General features: G+C 40.8%; 20 protein-coding genes. 4 read left to right on the plus strand and 16 right to left on the minus strand.

Going from position 1 to position 20,190, the window contains the following annotated elements:
* Positions 1-11 precede the first annotated feature (11 nt).
* The 8 genes from BN6465_RS07795 to BN6465_RS07830 all read right to left on the minus strand — a co-directional run bounded on the left by BN6465_RS07795 (position 12) and on the right by BN6465_RS07830 (position 11,147).
* A complete protein-coding gene (locus tag BN6465_RS07795; RefSeq protein ID WP_066733234.1) occupies positions 12-884 on the minus strand; it encodes a hypothetical protein in 873 nt (290 codons plus the stop codon).
* 31 nt (positions 885-915) lie between these two features.
* The gene (locus tag BN6465_RS07800) at positions 916-1,314 is read right to left on the minus strand and encodes an HIRAN domain-containing protein (RefSeq protein ID WP_066733235.1); all 399 of its coding nucleotides are present in this window, start codon (positions 1,312-1,314) and stop codon (positions 916-918) included.
* Between the two features lie 4 nt (positions 1,315-1,318).
* A complete protein-coding gene (locus tag BN6465_RS07805) occupies positions 1,319-2,221 on the minus strand; it encodes a coiled-coil domain-containing protein (protein WP_082891621.1) in 903 nt (300 codons plus the stop codon).
* Positions 2,222-2,314: 93 nt separating this feature from the next.
* A complete protein-coding gene (locus BN6465_RS07810) occupies positions 2,315-3,430 on the minus strand; it encodes a hypothetical protein (RefSeq protein ID WP_066733236.1) in 1,116 nt (371 codons plus the stop codon).
* On the minus strand, positions 3,427-4,866 hold the full coding sequence (locus BN6465_RS07815) for a hypothetical protein (RefSeq protein WP_154670221.1): 1,440 nt from the start codon (positions 4,864-4,866) through the stop codon (positions 3,427-3,429). Before BN6465_RS07815 ends, BN6465_RS07810 begins: the two co-directional genes overlap by 4 nt.
* A 43-nt stretch (positions 4,867-4,909) precedes the next feature.
* A complete protein-coding gene (gene mcrC / locus BN6465_RS07820) occupies positions 4,910-5,938 on the minus strand; it encodes a 5-methylcytosine-specific restriction endonuclease system specificity protein McrC (RefSeq protein WP_066733237.1) in 1,029 nt (342 codons plus the stop codon).
* A complete protein-coding gene (locus BN6465_RS07825; RefSeq protein WP_066733239.1) occupies positions 5,935-8,064 on the minus strand; it encodes an AAA family ATPase in 2,130 nt (709 codons plus the stop codon). The genes mcrC and BN6465_RS07825 overlap by 4 nt, the downstream gene beginning before the upstream one ends.
* A gap of 17 nt (positions 8,065-8,081) precedes the next feature.
* Positions 8,082-11,147 (minus strand): type I restriction endonuclease subunit R, encoded by a 3,066-nt coding sequence (locus BN6465_RS07830; RefSeq protein WP_066733240.1) that lies wholly within the window; start codon positions 11,145-11,147, stop codon positions 8,082-8,084.
* A 342-nt stretch (positions 11,148-11,489) separates the two neighbouring features.
* Here BN6465_RS07830 and xerA point away from each other — a divergent pair, with 342 nt between their 5' ends.
* Together xerA and BN6465_RS20150 are read left to right on the plus strand one after the other, a co-directional pair.
* Complete coding sequence (gene xerA / locus BN6465_RS07835; protein WP_066730573.1) at positions 11,490-12,473, plus strand: site-specific tyrosine recombinase/integron integrase; 984 nt, start codon at positions 11,490-11,492, stop codon at positions 12,471-12,473.
* 14 nt (positions 12,474-12,487) lie between these two features.
* Positions 12,488-13,690: a restriction endonuclease subunit S gene (locus BN6465_RS20150; RefSeq protein WP_082891622.1), complete on the plus strand. Its 1,203-nt coding sequence runs from the start codon at positions 12,488-12,490 to the stop codon at positions 13,688-13,690.
* Here the strand turns inward: BN6465_RS20150 and BN6465_RS07845 are convergent.
* The 7 genes from BN6465_RS07845 to BN6465_RS07875 form a co-directional block, all read right to left on the minus strand.
* On the minus strand, positions 13,687-14,013 hold the full coding sequence (locus tag BN6465_RS07845; protein WP_330384794.1) for a restriction endonuclease subunit S: 327 nt from the start codon (positions 14,011-14,013) through the stop codon (positions 13,687-13,689). The genes BN6465_RS20150 and BN6465_RS07845 overlap by 4 nt on opposite strands.
* Positions 14,010-14,495, minus strand: a complete 486-nt coding sequence (locus tag BN6465_RS07850) for a restriction endonuclease subunit S (protein WP_066733242.1) — start codon at positions 14,493-14,495, stop codon at positions 14,010-14,012. The genes BN6465_RS07845 and BN6465_RS07850 overlap by 4 nt, the downstream gene beginning before the upstream one ends.
* Positions 14,482-14,712, minus strand: coding sequence for a hypothetical protein (locus BN6465_RS07855; RefSeq protein WP_066733243.1), 231 nt, complete (start codon positions 14,710-14,712; stop codon positions 14,482-14,484). Before BN6465_RS07855 ends, BN6465_RS07850 begins: the two co-directional genes overlap by 14 nt.
* Positions 14,702-16,207 carry a type I restriction-modification system subunit M gene (locus BN6465_RS07860; protein ID WP_066733244.1) on the minus strand — a complete coding sequence of 502 codons (1,506 nt, stop codon included), beginning with the start codon at positions 16,205-16,207 and terminating at the stop codon, positions 14,702-14,704. The genes BN6465_RS07855 and BN6465_RS07860 overlap by 11 nt, the downstream gene beginning before the upstream one ends.
* Positions 16,208-16,303: 96 nt before the next feature.
* Positions 16,304-16,513 (minus strand): helix-turn-helix domain-containing protein, encoded by a 210-nt coding sequence (locus BN6465_RS07865; RefSeq protein WP_066733245.1) that lies wholly within the window; start codon positions 16,511-16,513, stop codon positions 16,304-16,306.
* A gap of 169 nt (positions 16,514-16,682) precedes the next feature.
* On the minus strand, positions 16,683-16,901 hold the full coding sequence (locus tag BN6465_RS21695; protein ID WP_066733246.1) for a hypothetical protein: 219 nt from the start codon (positions 16,899-16,901) through the stop codon (positions 16,683-16,685).
* Between the two features lie 154 nt (positions 16,902-17,055).
* Positions 17,056-17,391: a helix-turn-helix domain-containing protein gene (locus BN6465_RS07875; RefSeq protein ID WP_066733248.1), complete on the minus strand. Its 336-nt coding sequence runs from the start codon at positions 17,389-17,391 to the stop codon at positions 17,056-17,058.
* Between the two features lie 150 nt (positions 17,392-17,541).
* On the opposite strand from BN6465_RS07875, the gene BN6465_RS07880 reads away from it, so the two are divergent.
* Together BN6465_RS07880 and BN6465_RS07885 are read left to right on the plus strand one after the other, a co-directional pair.
* Positions 17,542-17,994 carry an SLOG family protein gene (locus tag BN6465_RS07880; RefSeq protein ID WP_066733249.1) on the plus strand — a complete coding sequence of 151 codons (453 nt, stop codon included), beginning with the start codon at positions 17,542-17,544 and terminating at the stop codon, positions 17,992-17,994.
* Complete coding sequence (locus BN6465_RS07885; RefSeq protein ID WP_066733253.1) at positions 17,984-18,442, plus strand: hypothetical protein; 459 nt, start codon at positions 17,984-17,986, stop codon at positions 18,440-18,442. Before BN6465_RS07880 ends, BN6465_RS07885 begins: the two co-directional genes overlap by 11 nt.
* A gap of 38 nt (positions 18,443-18,480) precedes the next feature.
* Here the strand turns inward: BN6465_RS07885 and BN6465_RS07890 are convergent, their stop codons facing one another.
* Positions 18,481-20,190: a CHAP domain-containing protein gene (locus tag BN6465_RS07890; protein WP_066733254.1), complete on the minus strand. Its 1,710-nt coding sequence runs from the start codon at positions 20,188-20,190 to the stop codon at positions 18,481-18,483.

Here is a 20,190-nt window from a genome sequence, read left to right on the forward strand (position 1 = left end):
GACGGTCTTTACTATTTCTCTATTATTAAAGTGTTTCTATTTCTGTTGCGAAGTATATGACGCAGACAGCATATTTCCACCTGACGGATTCTATTATATGTGACTCCCATATTCTCAGCGACTTCTTTTTTGCTCATTGGTTTTCCGGTATATATTCCCCAAAGCTGAGCGACGATTTCCTTTTGATGGTCGTTCATATCCGTATCCTCAAATGCAAATAGAAAACTGTCGCTGTCAAAATCAGGGTTCAATTCATAATCAATAGTATTCGTTGTATCGCAATACCAAGCAATTCTCTCTTTAACCTTATCTAAATAAAGAGTTTGAGAGACAACTTTATCAGATTGATATAGACGGTTTCTGCGTCTCACATCATACCAACCTTCTCGAACAAATTCTTCCCCAACCATTCCCGAACTCATTCCACCGGCAGCAAATCGTTCAATATAGACAAGGTGGTTGCTATAAATCCTCATACCAAACTCTTGGACAATACTCTTATATTTTTCATAGAAGAACTGTTCGTCCATAGGTAGTTTGTCATAGGTGAATTTGCGTGCTGCATATGCCCACCATAATGGCGCACCTCGGCTACCCCAATGCTTTGGAGGAGAAAGGAATAACTCATAGCCGTAATGCTGCCCTTCTTCTCGAAACCGGAGAAAAGGCATAGTTTCATCTAAATCTCCAAAAAGATGAGGAACTTTTTTAATCTGTTCAGCCATAAACAAATAATGATTATCCCCACAACCAAGCACCGCTTTTTCAAAGCCAATAATATCCCAATCAGGAAACAACTCTTTTCCTGCTTTGTCGAAGCACTCATACGCTGCCTGATGGTGTAAAATGTCGTTATAGGTCAATTTATCATATGGTATAGGCATAATAAATTCTCTCAGTTCATCTCGTTTTTCATTACTCGTGCAGGAAAACCTTAATATAAATCTTGACCCACGAGCCTTTCTTTTCCTTTGAAGTAATTCTACCGAAAAGGAGCTTCCCGGCGTCCATTAGACGGGCAAATATTACATTATCCTGCTTCGGCACATAACCGATTTTTACGCCGTCAACAGTCTTAATGACAATTGCTTGCTTATCATATCGGTTATCGGGTTCTCTGAAAAATTCAAGTCTATCATCGTTATTCAAATGTGGCTCTAATTCTTCAATACCTTCAATATGGGTTGTCCCGGCTACATATGTATCAAAAAGGAATATATCTTTTTGAAAGGGTTTTGGTATGGAAATCTCTCCGCCTTTGCCGTGTAACAGTCCTACAAGTCCGCTACCGCCGGATTTAACCAAATCGCCCATAATCTCACCTCAACATTTCTTCGATTTTCGCCTTATAAATAGAGATAAGCTCGTTATATTGTTCAAGGATACTTTCAAGTTCTTGCTTCTTCTGCTCAGTTCTCTCTGTATCCTCAAGAATATCCTTCATCGTGTACGGATACTCTGATTTGATATTATCAATGCTCTCTCTTATTGATTTCAGAAGTCCCTGTAAACGCTCACGTTCTTCGACAAGCTGTGTCATAGCGTCCTTATGCTGTTCAGGCAGCGGATTGTTTCCGACCATTTCGCCGATAATCCTCAGTGTTCCCAAATCGCCGCTTTTATAGGCTGATACTGCATTATCAAATAATTGAACCTGTGCTTGGGAAACATCGGGGTTAATATCAGGGTGTAATGCCTTTACTATTTTACGATAGAGCTTTTTAAGTTCCTTGTTATCTTCGTCAGACAGAACTTCCGCCTTACTTCGTTTAAGAGCGTCATTCATCCTATCAATCTGCTCGTTGAGTTGTTTTTGATACTCTGCAAATTCGCTATCGAGAGTTTCCTCAATAGCAGAAATAATGACCTTTTCCTGTCTATTTTTCTTTGCCTGAATCAATTCGATTTTGCGTTTCAGTCGCAGAGCGGCACATTGAGCTTCATACGCCTTATACTCAATACTGCCGAGTTTTAGCATATATTCTGTCTCTATATTCTTACAGATAACGAATTGAAGCTCGTCACGCTCCAGCAAAAGCATTGACAGTTCTGTACGCATTTTTTCTACTTCGCTTTTCAGCTTTTCAAAATCAGGGAATACAATAACATTACCCGATGAAGATACTTCTGCGGTCGTCTTAGCATTTTCTTCATCGTCCCTAACCATCAGATACTCTGCGGCACGACCGGCAAGTCTTTTTCTGATTTCTTTTTCGTCCATTCAATCGCACCTCGCTTTATAAACATAACTGACCTTTGATATTCTAAAAACTATGCCGTGTAGAATAATCAGAAGTATCATCAAATCCGTGAATCAGGCTTTTTTTAACTGGTAGCAATATGAAAGTGCTTCCTCAACTGCATCAATAATTTCTATTGAAAAGTCTTTCTTTTTAATATCCATAGTCTTTAACAATTTTTTGTTCTTTTTGAAAGCTTTATATAGAAGTTTCTTATCCTTATCATCCAAATCAATTTTGTAAAGCAGATTTGCAAAGGAAATAATCATAGGTTTATAATCGTTGCACATTGAAGTATCTGCTTTTCTTTTTTTCCAAGCAATATACATATCAAATTCACTATCAGCAAATTTCGGCAATAAGCCCGCAATCGGATTAACTAGTAACTGTGTGGAGGACAACATTAGATTAAGGTACGCACCAAGTTCATATTGCTGTGCCTCTGTCATAACCTCGTAATCCGTTCCAAAGCTCTTTATCTTGCAAATTGCTTCTTTGAGCGTTTCGCATTCAGTTTCGATTCTTGAAATACGCTCACTTAGTTCAACGATAGCAAGTTTGTAGGATTTAACATCTCGTTCGCTAATAAGTGTAAAGATGTTCTCGATTTTTTTCTTGTCGCTGGCAGACTTCCAAAACATCAATCCACTTGCTATGAGAGCAACGCCAGCTATTGCCCATCCGACCGGACCGGCGAGAGCCAGAAAAGCGTTTCCGGCAGCCATACCGCCACCACCCGCAGCAAGTGCTCCACCACCAAGCCATGCTAATGCAGCGTTTGTAGCTGCTGCTCCGCTTAATGTAGAAATAGCAGTGCCGGTAGAAGCAACACCAAAAGTAGTTGCAATTCCCATCGCTGCTGTGGGGCCAAGTGCAACCACTGCAACTCCTGCTCCCACACCAGCCGCACCTGCCCCTGCATTTTTTACTGCTGCTGCTCTGTAATCACTTTCGATTTTTTCTGCTTGCTGTTTCCATTTCAAACGAATTTTCTTTAACTTTTCACATTCTAATTTCTTGTCGTTCGGGATGTTGCGAATTTCATCAAAGAGTTCTTGAATTCTGTTTAGCTCTAAGCACAGGCTGTTTGAATATTCACCAAGTTCTTCTATCTTTTTGTTTGTTTTATTTATAGCGGCTTGAGCTTCATCTTGTGCCAACTTAAGTTTTGATTTTTTCTTGCTGTTCATATAGAACCTCCTCGAAAGTAACAGTCTATTTCTGCCTTTGATTTTACCGTTTTTTCATCTGGCACATTACGTAATTCTGCAAGACGCACCGACTTTGCAAAAGCATCTTCATACAAATTGCTTGTTTGAAAATCATTTATAAAGTTCAGCAATTCTTTATCGTCGTACGCTTCGGAGAGAGTTTTCAGTCCTTCTATGTAGTCGTCAACAATGATTGTCTCTCTTTTTATGAATGTGACATCAGTATTAGTTTTTTTTGACTTTATTCCTCGTTTTACTTCTCCATAAAGCGAAATTGTAAAGCGACCTATCCCTACAACATTGAATCGCATAAGGAACTCTGAAATGTTAAAAGTTCCACCACCAGTGGCTATTGCTCTAATCGACGCATCTCCTATATCTATTAAGCAGAATGTTCCGTGTGCAACTGTAAGCATTCTTTTTACCGTCGCATTTGAAAATGGTTCGCAGGTTTCCCATAACATAGCTAAGTTTTTTTCTTTTGGCGGAACAGTAATGAAATATTTGATGAGACGCCTTATTGAATAAAAGAGTCTTACAATCATTTCATTTATAAACACAGGAATTGCTTGCGTTGTTTGAAATCGGACATCATATCCCTTTTCAAACAATTTCAAGGCAATCTCGCTAACCGATTTATCAAACTCAGATGCAGGAATATTAAGTTTCCTCTTTATTGCAATTACATCATTGCTCCAAGCCAATATTGGGGAAGGTATGCCCATTCCTCTACCTTTGCTACTTGAAGAACCAGACACATCTGAAATCAAATGACCAATCCAATTTGCTATGCCGCAAAAAATCTTACTTGGTATGTTATCTCCGTGTAACTCAAACTTTCCATCTGAATTGTTTAGAGATATTATTTCACCATCTGACACAAAATCAGATGTATTCGTAAATTGATTAAGAATAGAAAAAAACAGTCCTAATAATGTCGGATTATGACCAAGTGATTTAAAATGATGGTTATTAGGAGTTAAATTTATTAAGTCACGGAATATTCCTCCACCTACACTTTGGTCATAAGGAATTTTGAATTTCTTTTCGAGGAAACTAATTGCCGACGATAACGAGTCTTTTTCTCCTGTGTATCCACAGAGTTTGGCAAAATCAATCGTCCTATTAGCAAACCACTTGTCTGTTATTTCTCCTAATGGTGATTCGCCCGGTTTGCCAACAAGAAAAACATCTATTATTCCGCATAAAGCCCCTGAACTTGCAGATAAAATATAATCGTATTTATCACATTCCGGAGTGAGAGCCTTTATTGTTTCAAGTGTTTCACAAAGCTGTTCTTCCAAATTGATTCGTTCATCGTTTGCGTCAATAAGTGCTTCGGATATTGTATTGGGAAAAATACACTTTTGTTCATCAACAACTAACTCAAGTAATACTGCTTTATTGTTTTCCATATTTCTCTCAACTCCTTTCAAAACAACAATCATAGCTTTTAATTCATTCTGAATCAAAGCAGGAATAAACTATCTCATCTAACTGTCTCCGTATTTCTGAAAAATCGCAATCCAAATCAAGCGTTTTTACTGAAATTGCATTACCGCCCATTTTGTAATTATTGTTCGGCAATACCAATTCATCGGTCTTTGCATAAAGCAACATTCCCGATACATTGCCGGTATTATCAGTATCGAGGTTTTTAACATAAGTGAAAATCTGATACAGATTGCCTGAATGCAAAGTGTTTACATCATACTGCTTTTGCGTTGTATGAGAGTAATACTTTGCGTCAATTACCAATGTCTTGTTGCCTTGTTTCAGCATAATATCGCTCTGCATAACCGGCAGCATTTCTCTGTATCCGTCATCAGTATCCCACGGAATTTGAGAAGCCGACGCTTTTATTTCAGGATGTTCCTTCCTGTAATACTCAAGAATAAACTTTTCATATAGCCTGCACATACGCTGTTCATCAAGGAAATCCATCAACTTTGTGCTTCCGTCAGATGTTGTCTGTAACAATCCTTTAAGTATCAGGTAACAAATCGAAATCAGCATTTGGTATGTCTGATTGTTCTTGTTAAATTGCAGCTTCCAGTTTATACTTTCTCGACTCAGTGGTTCTACCTCTGAGAAATAGATGAGAAGTTTACGAAGCTGCTTTTTTCTGTCCTTGTTGATACTGCTTCTTACAAGAGTATCCATAGTCGTGCGGATAATTCGATTCATATAAGAGTTTACGGAAAACTCGTCATAATTACACACCAACTGCTTTTTTAGCATTGATTGCTCTTTTACCGAAGCGGAAATATCTATTTTGCCACGGAGAGCTGACAAGGACTCTGTTTGAAGCACATATTCTTTACCTAATCCTCTTTTGATTTGCAACGAGACACCCTTAATGAGAATGGCTGCGCATAATTCAGCGACATTATCAAATTCTTCTGTCGCCACCTGTTTATATCCCTGCTCATTCAAGACTTGAAACGCATATGAAAGCATATAGTATATGTTTTGTATGCGTATCATTTTATTGCACTCCTTAAGGTTGCAGACCAGTCTCTTACCTTTGTCGGTTCATCAAACCAGTATTCCTTGATTAACGGTATCACTTCATACTCCACAACAGATTTGAGCCATTCATCGGTAATTTCATCGTCGGTACAGAAGTAACTATGTCCAATTCTGAAACCGTCTCCTAACGACTCGTCTGATGAAATTGTATTGTTAAGGGACTCAACAACGGTTATCAAGCTTTCCAGTTTTGGAGAGTTCTTTTCCGCCAAGTAATTCTTGAAACCTTCCGAAGAAAAAGCCGGTGCAAAATCAAAGAATGCGAACCTTCTTCTTAACGCATAATCCATAAGTGCAAGGCTTCTGTCCGCTGTGTTCATCATTCCGATAATTCTCACATTCTGAGGAACTGTGAACCATTCGTTTGAATAGAGCAGTTTTATCTTTTCGCCACGCTTGTCTTTCTCAATCAACATCATCAACTCGCCGAGAATTTTACTCAAATTACCACGGTTAATTTCATCAATGATGAAGAAATAAGGTCTTTCATTATCTTCTTCCGCTTCCTTGCAGAACTTGTAGAACGCACCGTTTTCAAGTTCAAATCCTTCTTTTGAAGGTCTGTATCCCTGAATAAAATCTTCATAAGAGTAGCTTTGATGGAACTGCACCATTGCTACACGGCTGGTGTCTTTCTGTCCCATTATGGAATAGGCAAGTCGCTTTGCGGCGAAAGTCTTGCCCACACCCGGAGCACCCTGCAAAATAACATTGTATTTTGCTTCAAGCAATTCTGTCAGGGTGTTATATGTATCTTCGTCCATATACACTTCATTCAGAAAATCGTCCTTTGAATATGGCGGATACTTGATTTCTTTCTGTTCCGACACTTCTTCCGGCGAGTCTTCTGCAAACAAATCAAGGAGCTTCTGAACATAATCAGGATAAGCCGATATGTTGGTAAGTGTTTTCATAACAGCCTGTCCGGGGTGTTCCCATTCGCCGTTATTCTGCCAGTCAACTTTTCTTATATGTTTATATGTGTCTCTTGATGAATCGTAAATATAATCGGAAGTCACAACACCTCTGCCGATTATTTTGTGCATTCCTTTTTTAACGAAAACCACATCGCCGACTTTAATCTCGTTTGCAAACTGCCATAGGCAATGAGCATTATTCTTGTAGGAATAGCTTGCGTCATAGACTTTCTTCATAAATTCTTTGATTTCTTCTTTAGAAGCAAAGTCTTTCAGGTTGGTTACTTCGTCCCAGCCTATCCCCATAATGCCATTCTTGAAAAACTCGTCCCACATACAAGCATTATCGCCGGGAGAATATATCCAGTAATCTGTTTCTTTCACATTTGAGTCAACGGTTTTTGTCGGAGGTTCTTCCGGTTTTTCCGCTTGGCTGCTTTTCCATGCACAATAAGAAAGCTCAGGGAAGCTGTGGTATTCGTATTCTTTCTGACCCAGAGCATTTTTTGCCTGCTCACACATAAACAGATAACTTGTTCCGTCAGGTAAGCCTTTATTTATATCAGAAAAGATTGTCGTAAAATAGTGCGGCATATTATCGACATCAGTAATAAAGGCTCTGTTGGTTGAGTCTAAATTGATGAAGGTATAAGGTCTTACCCAATAAAGCCCCATTGTAATATTCCACTTAATCATCTTCTGCTTTGTAACTGTGTCATAGGCAGAAATGAAAGCGTTTTTATTTTCTGCGGAAGCTTCATCAGAGTAGGCAATGGCTTTTTCAAGCAAATCCCACAGATTATCTATATCGTGTTCTCCACGGTTTCCCTTATATGCGAAGAACCACGCACTTAAATTCATTACGACAGGAATACCGTCAAATTCTGTCGGAACAGCAGATTTTATTGAAAACTGTTTCGCAAATTGCTCCAACAAAGCAATTCGATTAGCATTGGTAATTCCTTTGTTAAATGAACCGAAGATAGTAAAAGGGCAAATATCCTCGTATGTTTCTTTGCCTTTTTCCTTGAATGGGAAGTTCATTCCTGCGTCTGAGAAAATAGTTTTCAGTTTTCCAATTAACTCGCTACGGTTGTTTTTATACTCCAATAGAGCAGTAGCCAGCTCCATATAGAAGTTTGTCCATTGAAATTTAGTATCCATAATCGTCCTCCGTCACCTTATGCGTCCATCATATTATCCGTCCATAGCTCACACTGTGTCATAACTGTCTGAACAGCGTCCTCCATACCTTCCGGCGGATACTTGTGCTTCTTCAAAAGTTTCTTGATAAGCATACGCATTTTTGCTCTTGCAGACTCACGCTTTTGCCAGTCTATCGTTTTATTTTTTCGGAGCGTATCTGCAAGCTCCTTTGTAATAGCAATCAGTTCGTCGTTTTCGTAGAAGTCCTTAATTGCCTGCGGCTTTGTTAATGCGTCATAGAAGGCAAGCTCATCAGCGGTCAGTCCGAGCTTGTCGCCCTCTTTTTGTGCTGCGGCGATTTGCTTTGCCAATTTCAGCATTTCTTCAATGACTTCTTCATTGGTCAGCATACCGTTGAGGTAAGCATTGAGAGAACGCTGCATAATCTCGCTGAATTTTTCGGACTTAACCACATTCGTCCTGCGATAGACCGACACTTGCTCCGCAATCAGTTTTTTCAGGAGTTCAACAGCAAGATTTTTTTCCTTCATATTTGCGACTTCCTGAAGGAACTTCGGGTCAAACAGAGAAAACTCCTCTTTAATGTCTGAGAACAGGTTGATAACGCCGTCGCTCTTGATACTCTGTTTCAAAAGTTCATTGATTCTTGCGTTCATTTCCGGCAAGGAAATTTTCTTTCCGACGCCTGTATTTGTCAGCCTGAGTACCAATACACGAATGGATTCAAAGAATGCTGCTTCAAATCTGCTGTCCTCATCAACCAAAGACGAACAGAGAGACAACGCCTGATGAAGCATAAGGGCTTCTTTTACAAAAGAGTCCTTCTCATCAACTCTTTCTCTGCCCATAATGAAGTTTACAGCACCGCTGATAGTCTTTGCTCTTTCAAGGTCTGTACCGTTTTGGAATTTGGAATAATCATATCCGTGGAATTTATCACGGCAAACAGACAACTTTTCCAAGAACTTCGGATAAGCGACCTTAGCAACATCGGTATCGCCGTAGTTCTTCTTATCACGAGAGGTATAGTCATTCATTGCCTGCTTCAAGGCGGTGGCAATACCCACATAGTCAACGACAAGTCCGCCTTCCTTGTCTCTGAACACACGGTTTACACGGGCGATTGCCTGCATAAGATTGTGTCCGGACATAGGCTTGTAAACATACATTGTGGCAAGAGACGGCACATCAAATCCGGTCAGCCACATATCAACAACAATAGCGATTTTCAAAGGACTGTTATTATCTTTGAATTTCTTTGCAAGCTCGTCCTTGTGGTGCTTATTCCCAATAATCTGTCGCCATTCCTCCGGGTCATTATTGCCTGAGGTCATAACGACTGCCACCTTTTCTGTCCACGCAGGGCGAAGCTCCAAGATACGCTTGTAAATCTTCATAGCGATAGGACGGGAATACGCAACAATCATCGCCTTACCGGTCAACAGGTTTTCACGGTTATTCTCGTAATGGTCGAGAATATCGCAAACCAAAGAATTGATTGTGTTATCATTTCCGAGAACGGCTTCCATCTGTCCAAGCTCACGCTTGCTCTTTTCAATGACTTTCTCATCTGCATTGGCTGCCATAATGTCATACTCGGCGTCAATCAACTTCAAGGTTGCTTCATCAAGGTTGAGTTTAATTACACGGCTCTCATAGTAAACCGGGCGGGTAGCACCGTCCTCGACAGCCTGTGTCATATCGTAGATGTCAATGTAATCTCCGAATACTTCACGAGTGCTGCGGTCTTTGGAGGAGATAGGAGTACCTGTAAAGCCAATGTATGTAGCGTTCGGTAAAGTGTTGCGGATGATACGGGCTGTGCCGATAACACGCTTTGCAACATCTTCGCCTTCTTCGTTCTTAGTAATCTTTATTTTCTCGGCGAGCCCGTATTGACCTCTGTGTGCTTCATCAGCCATAACAACGATGTTGTGGCGTTCAGAGAGAGGTTCGTGGGACTCCTCAAACTTTTGCATTGTGGTAAAGATAATGCCGTTTGCTTGTCTGCCAGCAAGTAAAGCTTTCAAGTGTTCACGGCTTTCTGCGTGCATAGGCTCTTGTCTTAAAAAGTCCTTGCACTTTGCAAACTGTCCGTAGAGCTGGTCGTCAAGGTCGTTTCTGTCAGTCAGAACAACGATTGTCGGGCTGTCTAAGGCTTCCTGCAACAAATGAGCATAGAACACCATAGAAAGCGATTTTCCGCTTCCTTGTGTATGCCAGAACACACCGCCTTTACCGTCTGTAACGGTAGCGTGCTTTGTGGATTCAATAGCTTTTCTTACCGCAAAATACTGATGGTATCCGGCAAGAATTTTGAATGTATTGATACCCTCATTAGAGAAGCAAATGAAGTTCTTTATAATATCAAGCAGCCTTTCTTTTTGGAACATACCCTCAAAGAAAGTGTCAAACTGAGCATACTGCGTGTTTTCATAGTCTCCATCTTTGGTTTTCCACTCCATAAAGCGGTCTTCACCGGAGGTGATCGTACCCGCTTTGGAGGTCAACTGGTCGCTCATAACGCAGATAGCGTTGTAAATGAACATAGATGGAATTTCCTGCATATAGTTACGGAGCTGCCTGTACGCTTCGGAAGCGTCCGTTTCTTCACGGGAAGGAGATTTCAGTTCAACCAATACGACGGGCAAACCATTCAAAAAGAGAATTACATCGGGGCGTTTATTGCTGTTCTCAATAAAAGTCCATTGGTTAGCTACGATAAAGGAGTTGTTGTCGGGATTTTTGTAGTCAACAAGATAGACGATAGAGGAACGCTCCTCGCCGCCAACAAAAAATCTTACAGGAATACCGTTTTGCAGATAGTCCATAAAGACGGCGTTTTTCTGCACAAGCTCTCCGTTTTCAAAGTTTTTCAGCTTGAACAAAGCGTCCTGAATGGCGTCATCAGGCAGACCTCTGTTCAAACGATACAGAGAGTCAAGCAGAACCTCCTCATATAACGGACTGTAAAAATCCCTTTCAATATCGGGACCGTATGCGTACTCGTATCCCAAATCGTTTCTAAATAGCTCGATTACAGAGTTTTCATAATCGGCTTCGGTATATAATCCCGGCATAAATCTCTCTCCTTTACAGATTTATCATAATATAATTCTCAATTTTTATGGTCTCCCGGCAGGCGACATATTGTAAACAATAATTTATCGGCTTAGGGGTCGATGTCGGAGACATCAAGCTCGCCTGACATCAATTTAGGTAAAAGCGTATCTCTGACTGCTGTCAAGTTTTCACTTTCGGTTTGATTAGCCTTTATCTTGGCAAATATCGGAGCAGCTACGCTATGAAAATCCATTAGNGCTTATAACATATCCCATAACTTCCGTGGGTGGCGGGAGTTAATATCGGGGGACTTCCGCCCCATAGTCGTTCTCTAAGAATTATTCAAAGGAGAATTGACTGTGAAACAAGATTTAATCAGAGATGTTATTCAAGGAATGTTACCTTTTCTGAATAACGCACAAAATGAGAAATTGCAGGAGGTTTTACAATATACTCTTGCAAAATATGAGGTAACCGAGAAACAAAACCAAGAGACTAACTCGGAGCAGAACTATGTGGAGCTGTTCTTGTCTGCAAAGCGAATTGAGGGCTGTTCCGAGAAATCTCTTAAATACTATAAGGCAACTATTGAAGCAATGCTCGGTGAGCTGAACAAAGATGTTAAACACATTGTAACGGACGACATTCGAGGATACCTGACCGAGTATCAGGAAAAGAAGAAGTCCAGCAAAGTTACGATAGACAATATTCGTCGTATCCTGTCCAGCTTTTTCTCGTGGCTGGAGGATGAGGATTACATATTGAAAAGCCCAGTCAGACGCATACACAGAGTAAAGACCGGCACGAACATCAAGGAAACTTATTCCGATGAAGCGTTAGAGCTGATGAGAGATAACTGCACCGAACTGAGAGACTTGGCAATTATAGATATGCTGGCTTCAACAGGTATGCGTGTTGGCGAAATGGTGTTGCTTAACCGAAATGATATTGATTTCAACGAGCGAGAATGTATCGTGTTCGGTAAAGGCAGCAAGGAACGAGTGGTTTATTTTGACGCTCGAACAAAGATACATTTGCAGAATTACTTGGAAAGCAGAACGGACGATAATCCGGCGCTGTTCGTGTCACTGAAATCGCCGCACGAAAGGCTGAAAATCGGTGGAGTTGAGGTTCGTCTGCGTGAATTTGGAAAGCAATTAGGATTGCAAAAAGTACACCCGCACAAGTTCAGGCGTACACTTGCGACTATGGCAATAGATAAAGGAATGCCCATAGAACAATTACAACAGCTCTTGGGGCATAGGAAAATAGATACGACCTTGCAATATGCAATGGTTAAACAAAGCAATGTTAAGATAGCACACAGAAAATATATTGGATAGAAAGGAACTTGATTATGGCGGAATGGAAAGAATACACAGTGGCAGATGTGATTTCAACTGTTATTGATTACAGAGGAAAGACTCCTAAAAAGTTGGGTGGAGATTGGAGCGATTCAGGATATAGGGCTTTATCTGCTAAGAATATCAAAACAGGAAAGATTGTTCAGCCTGATAGTATCAGATATGTTTCCGAAGATATGTATAGATGTTGGATGAAAGAAGAGATTCAAAAAGAAGATATTCTTATAACATCTGAAGCTCCATTTGGTCAGATATACTATTGGGATAGCGATGAAAAAATTGTTTTGAGCCAACGACTATTTGCTGTTAGAATCAATCAACAATTCTATCCTAAATACATTTATTTTTATATGACATCTTCTTTCTTTCAAACAGAACTTGATGGCAGAGCAACGGGTACAACTGTTGTGGGATTACGTCAGCCGGAATTATTAAAATGCAAAATTTTTGCACCTGACTATCAAGAACAAAAGAGAATAGCAGATACTCTATGGTGTTTAGAACAAAAAATAAACAACAATGAAGCAATAAACAATAATTTACTGGAACAAGTGCAAACTTTGTATCGCAATAGATTTGTCGATACCGTCAACAATGAGCGTAGGATTTGCCGTGCTGACGAATACTTTGATATTTCTATTGGTAAAACGCCACCGAGAAAGGAGCCGCAATGGTTTAGCACTAATCCTCAAGATGTCACTTGGGTATCTATTTCAGATATGGGAACTTGCGGTCTTTATATCGGTAGCAGTTCTGAACAGCTTACAAAAGAAGCAGTCGACCGTCATAATGTTAAAATAGTACCTGATAACACGGTTTTACTTAGCTTCAAACTAACTGTTGGCAGAATAGCAATTACAAATGGCGAGATGACCACCAATGAAGCGATAGCACATTTCAAAACTGACAAAAAGGAAATAAATGAATATCTCTATTGTTATTTGAAGTGTTTTAATTACCAAACTATGGGCAGTACATCATCAATCGCAACAGCCGTAAATTCAAAAATAATCAAAGGAATGCCTTTTGTTGTACCAACCGATGATGAACTAATGGATTTTCATAGCGTAGCTGCTCCGATATTTGCCAAGATAAAGGCTAATCAAACCGAAAGTGAAAACTTGACAGCAGTCAGAGATACGCTTTTACCTAAATTGATGTCAGGCGAGCTTGATGTCTCCGACATCGACCCCTAAGCCGATAAATTATTGTTTATTGCTTCATTGTTGTTTATTTTTTGTTCTAAACACCATAGAGTATCTGCTATTCTCTTTTGTTCTTGATAGTCAGGTGCAAAAATTTTGCATTTTAATAATTCCGGCTGACGTAATCCCACAACAGTTGTACCCGTTGCTCTGCCATCAAGTNTCGCTTCATTGTTATGAATCTTTTCATCAATCGTGCGTAAAATAGAGCTAATTTTTTTCTGCGTTTGCAAAGATGGCAACTCTATTGATTGATTTTCCATATCTCCTTTTGTCATATGTGCCATAACGCTTCCGTGCGTTCCGGCTGTCAGNTCGCTTCATTGTTATGAATCTTTTCATCAATCGTGCGTAAAATAGAGCTAATTTTTTTCTGCGTTTGCAAAGATGGCAACTCTATTGATTGATTTTCCATATCTCCTTTTGTCATATGTGCCATAACGCTTCCGTGCGTTCCGGCTGTCAGGCGATTTACAGAGTGTCGCAACCAATAATACAAATAAAACTTATCTGCAACATCATCATTCGGTATCAGTTTCCAAATATGATAGTGATAAATAACTTTCCCTCCGTCCCAAATTTTAGGACCGAAAGACGCCGACCACGCAAAAAGCAAATCCTCATAATCACAGTATTTGTTTTCAGGTAGTTCCATATCTGAGTAATACCACCTGTCACTTGAAAAGAAGTTTCCAACACGCAAAATAGGGTACTTTCCACTTGAAAGCAACTCGTTTTGTTTATATGCACGTCCATTTAGCACTTCACATATATCTCCAAATCTATATTTTGCCATTGTTTTCTTCTCCTTTCAGTTTCTTATATTGTCTTTTCCAAGCAGAAGAAGGCTTTTTGCATATACAATCTTGACTGGCAAAAGCACAAATATTTTCCAAATACGCATTTCCACAAATGTCGGGATTATTTGCTCTACAACCATATGTTTGCGTTTCTGTATCCAATTCATTAAGTGGTGCTTTGAATTTTATTTTCAGTTCCTTCTCAGATTTCATACCCAATCGCCCCCAGTTTCTTACGGATTTCGTCCTCCAATTCGTGGGACTTTGCAAACATTTCCGATAATTCGGAGGTAAGGCGAGTCATCTTTTCTTCAAACGGTTCTCCGTCGTCCTCAACTTCTTCAATGCCGACATATCTGCCCGGTGTCAAGATGAAATCCTGCTTTTCGATTGCCTGAAGGTCTGCAACGGCACAGAAGCCTTTTACATCTTCAAGTGTTCCATCTTGGAAAGCGGAAAAAGTATCTGCCAGCTTTTGTATATCCTCGTCCGTAAAATCTCTGTGCTTGCGGTCAACCATATAGCCCATCTTGCGGGCGTCGATAAACAGCGTTTTTCCTTTCTGCTTCTTGTTCTTTGAAATGAACCAAAGTGTTACCGGAATAGTAACGCTGTAAAAGAGCTGGGTCGGCAGGGCAACAATGCCTTCCACAAGGTCAGCCTGAATGATATTCTTTCTGATTTCGCCCTCGCCGCTGGACTGAGAGGACAACGCTCCGTTTGCAAGCACAAGACCAATCTTTCCGTTCGGTGCAAGGTGGTGTATCATATGCTGAATCCACGCATAGTTGGCGTTGCCGGCTGGCGGTGTTCCGTACTTCCAACGAACATCGTCTTTGAGTTTTTCCTGTCCCCAGTTGGAAAGGTTGAAAGGCGGATTTGCCATAATGAAATCTGCTTTCAGCGTTTTATGTAAGTCGTTGAAAAATGTATCCGCCTGATACGGTCCGAAATCGGCGTCTATGCCACGAATCGCCATATTCATCTTTGCCATTTTCCAAGTGTCAGCATTAGACTCCTGACCGTAAACGGCGATTTCTCCACGTTTTCCGCTATGAGCCTGAATGAATTTCGCACTCTGTACGAACATACCGCCCGAACCGCAGCAAGGGTCATAGACACGGCAGTTTTTGAACGGCTTTAATATAGCAACGATTGTTTTTACGATACTTGCCGGAGTGTAGAACTCGCCGCCCTTAACACCTTCATAAGCGGCAAACTGCTGAATACAATACTCATAAGTTCTGCCGAGAAGGTCTTTACTTTCTTCTGTGTCGCCCATATCCATATTGGTAAACAAGTCAACAACATCACCTAAAACACGCTTGTCCAAATCAGGGCTTGCGTAGTTTTTCGGTAAAACATTTTTAAGGGTTGTATTTTCCTTTTCGATGGCTCTCATAGCGTCATCAATAACAGTACCGATTTCCGGTGTATGAGCCGCAGAAGCAATCTTGCTCCAACGAGCGTCCTCAGGCACAAAGAAGATATTATCTTCTACATAAGCGTCTCTATCGTCCTCAAAGCCGTCCCCTTCAGCGACAAGCTCCTGATAGCGTTTTTCAAAAGCACTTGAAATGTAACGCAGGAAAATAAGACCTACGATAACCTTTCTATATTCCGCTGCGGGGATATGCCCCCAAAGGACACACGCTGCGTCCCAAATCTGTTTTTCAAAGCCGATATTGGCGTTATTTCCGGTAGCCATAATATAAATCCTTTCTCCATTTATTATAACGAAAACTTTTCGTTGCAATTATCCATTATCAATTTAGCAATAGTAGTGTCCCATAAAACGGACTTTTCACTTATCTTCGGGTAAAACTTCCATAATATCATCAACAGTACAGTTCAAAGCTCTGCATATTTTAGCAAGGGTATCTGTTGTAACGGCTTCATCATTGCCCAGTTTACGCATTGTGTATTTAGTTAGTTCTGCGGTTTCCTGTAAATCTTTCTTTTTCATATCTCTGTCCAGCAAAATATGCCACAGTTTCTTATATGTAACTGCCATTCGTGTCCTTCCTTTCCGTGTGTTTCAACGAGAATATAGTAACTCATTAAAGAGTATAGCACAAAACGCTCCGATTTTCAATATAATTACTGTTATTTCGCACTTTTTCGCTTTTAGGCAATCTCGATACCAACTATTCGTTATATTAAAAAAGAGGTGCGTTTGCACCTCAACTACATAGCTTATTCTCTTGAACCATCAGATAGATAGAAGCAATGACCTTTTCCACCGGAGGTTCTTTCCCATCCGGGGCAATCTGTTTCCAAAATGCCTGTGCCGTAGGGTCTGTGCTTTTCATAGCCGCCCTGATGGCAACGCTCATTTCATTTCTGACTTCTTGTTCACTCATTTTATGTGCTTTTGCAACTTCCTTAATTATGTCCTTCAATATACTTCCTCCTATGTCTTTTGGTGAGTGTCTATCACTAACAGTTATAGTTATACCACATCTGATTTGTCGAAGTCCCGCATTACTTGTCGAAAGTTTAATTTTTTTCTCATCAAAAAAAGAAAGCCCGCCTTTTATGGCGAACTTTCGTGATTTATGGTGCAATTTGCTTTGAGTGTTTTAATAGGGTATCAATAACCTCATATATCTTGCTTCTATCTTCAGGAGCAAGCTTGGCAAGTTTTTCATTCAGTATGGAGTTCTTGACGGTATATCCTGTTTCCAAAACATCAGCAAGAACCATATCCGACGATACTTCCAAAGCGTTTAGTATCTTAATAAAGGTTTCAAGTGATGGAATTTTCTCTCCACGCTCGACCATACCGATATAATTTGTTGTTAGTCCGGCTTTCTCTGCTAAATCCTCCTGACGGAACTTTTTCATAAGGCGATACTTTCTTATATTCTTGCCGATTGTATCAAGCTGCATCACATCACCCCCTTCGGTGTACTTCTATAACTAATAGTATAGATTATGCTGAAAGCGATATACACCAACCTCACGGAAGATAAGACAACTATTAGTGATGATTTTCAAAGAATTTTGTGTTATACTGTCTTATGTCAGGAGTGATTTACAATGGCTTTGGAAACAACAGCTACCTTTATAGGTCATAATGAATGCTTTGGATTATCCGCAGAAAAGCTCAAAAATGTAATAAGAGAGCTTATCGAAAAAGGCGTGACAGATTTTCTGAGTGGAGGGCAAGGCGGCTTTGACAGGTTATGCGGTCGCTGTGTCTATGAACTCAAAAAGGAGTATCCGCACATCAATAACTATCTCGTTATTCCTTATCTCTCTTTCAATGTTTATGATAAAGAGCTTTTCGATTCGATAATATATCCCGACGGATTTGAAAAATACAATTTCAAATCAGCCATTCCCGCAAGGAACAGATATATGGTGGATAATTCCGGCTATGCAATCTGTTTCGTCACTCATTCTTGGGGCGGTGCTGCCAAGACCTATGAGAGAGCCAAGAAGAAAAAACTCCAAATAATCAACTTAGGAGCAAAAGAGGATGGGGAATGAAAGAGTGATATTCAGCAATAGGTTTGACCGACCTACGCTTGAACAAATTGAAGAAGAAATGAAAAACGAGAATTATGACGATAACGAAAACTCGATGACAGCGGAAGAATTTCTTGATTTTATGCGGAAGAACAGAAGGACTGTCCCCAATGAAAAGCGTATAGCTAATAAAGATAAATTTATATGGGCAGTCAGTGAGTTATCGGAAACCTATGAAATTGACGCAGATTTGATAGAGGACGATGACGGATATACCGCATTTATCTATATGAACTACGCTTCTTACAATGGATATATAAAGAAACTGCTTGGACTTATTTTTATCTTGTCCGATGACTTTTCTGTGTTCGAAGCGAAAGATAATAGAGACAGCGATTTGTTGATGTGTTTTACTTATCACACGCACAATGTCTATCTGAAAGATAGAGAAATAACAGATTTTGAATAATGTACTTGATGGCTACTCGAACGAGCAGCCATCTTTTTTTAATATGCCGGAATACCGTATCCGTAGATAACAGAACTTCCAACCGGGTATGTTTTGGTTCTGCAAGTATCGCCTGAGTTGCCCTCAACGGTATAGACTGTACCGTTCTCGCATTTCTGAACAATACCGGTGTGGTCTGTTACACCGTCGCCCTCCCAATCAAAGAAGATGATTGTACCAGGCGAAGGCTCATACGAACCGTCTGCCCATTGTCCTCGGTCTCTGAACCATTGTACGCCGTTTACACAACCGGCATACTTCGGGATAATACCGGCGTCGATATATCCGCACTCGTTGGCACACCAAGAAACGAAGCAGGCACACCATTCTACACGGGAGTCAAATCCGTACCAAGACCAGTAAGGCTGACCGCCTACATTACCTACCTGAGACAAGGCAACCGTTACGATTTGGTCGTCGCTGTATCCGATACCGTAAAGCACCTGTGACCATAGCTGATTGTTTTCGTCCTGCAATAGCTCGGCAAGATAATCTTTCTGCTCTTGATTAAAGCCATACATAGCCGCCATTTCATCAACAGTCTTGTGCGTTACCGTGATATACAGAAATGTTTCGGTTACTGTGGTTTCGGTCTGTACGATATTGCCGTGTCCGTCGTCGCTTTCTTCGATTTCGGTATGGGTTTTCGTTTCCGTTCGGGAAGAAATGTCGTTCATTTCCCAAAAAATATCCGACAGTAGCTGCTTCTTGGTTTCATCAACCGTAGCAACTTCCATCGGATTGTCGGGGTCGGTATTCACTTTAACAGAATAGACCGCAAGAACCTCTTTCCACACAGCTCGGCTGCCGCTCATTTCAAGGACATCATAGCTTACGGAGTTCTTTTCCTGCTCCAACCGGTCATCATATTCCTGATTGATTTCCTGAACGACTGTCTGCATTGACATTCCCGTGCCGGAATCCTCTCCTGAAAAGAAGATACCAAACACTGAACCCGCAATCAGAGCAACAAGGCATAGAACAATAATAACAACCACCGCAACCCAACCGCCGGCAGCGATAGCGGCAATAATACCTTTTACCGCCGCTATGATTGCTTTGACTGCGGCAACGGTGGCTTTGGCTGCGGCTTTAATCGTAGCGGCTGTTGCTTTGGCGGTAGCTTTTGCCGCCTGTGCTGCTTTTTGAGAAGCCTTAACCGTCGCCTGAGCCGTTTTCTGTGCCGCCTTCGCCGCTTGCTGGCTTGTCTTTATAGCCGTTTTTGCAGTCTGTTCAGCCGTCTTAACCGATTTCTGTGCGGTTTTTGTCGCTTCTTTCCCGGCAAACTTAATGGTTTTCTTTCCGGAGGAAGTAGCAGACTGCTTAATGGTCTTTTCCGCCTTATCGACAGTCTTAATCGCAGAGCTTGTATTCTGCGAAGCCTGTTTTCGCAAAGACTGCTCGGCTCGTTGCTGCTTGAAACGCTGAATACCGTCCTTTGCAGTGCGTATATTCTCTTTTGTGGTTTCAAGTCCTTTTCGTCCCGCCTTGTCAAACGCATAAGCACCATCGTGAACCAATTCGTCAATACCGCTTTCCAGTTTATCGGAAGCATATTCCTCGGCAGAACTGCTGTTGGCATTTACCGACCGTTCCGCCTTTTCTTTTGTTGCGATATACGCCTGCTTCATTCGTTGGTTTGCAACGGCAGCCTTATCTATGGTTCGTATCGTACCTTTTGCACTGTCTTTCGTTTTAATATCAGCCAT

Source organism: Bariatricus massiliensis, from assembly GCF_900086725.1.
Taxonomy (GTDB): domain Bacteria; phylum Bacillota; class Clostridia; order Lachnospirales; family Lachnospiraceae; genus Allocoprococcus; species Allocoprococcus massiliensis.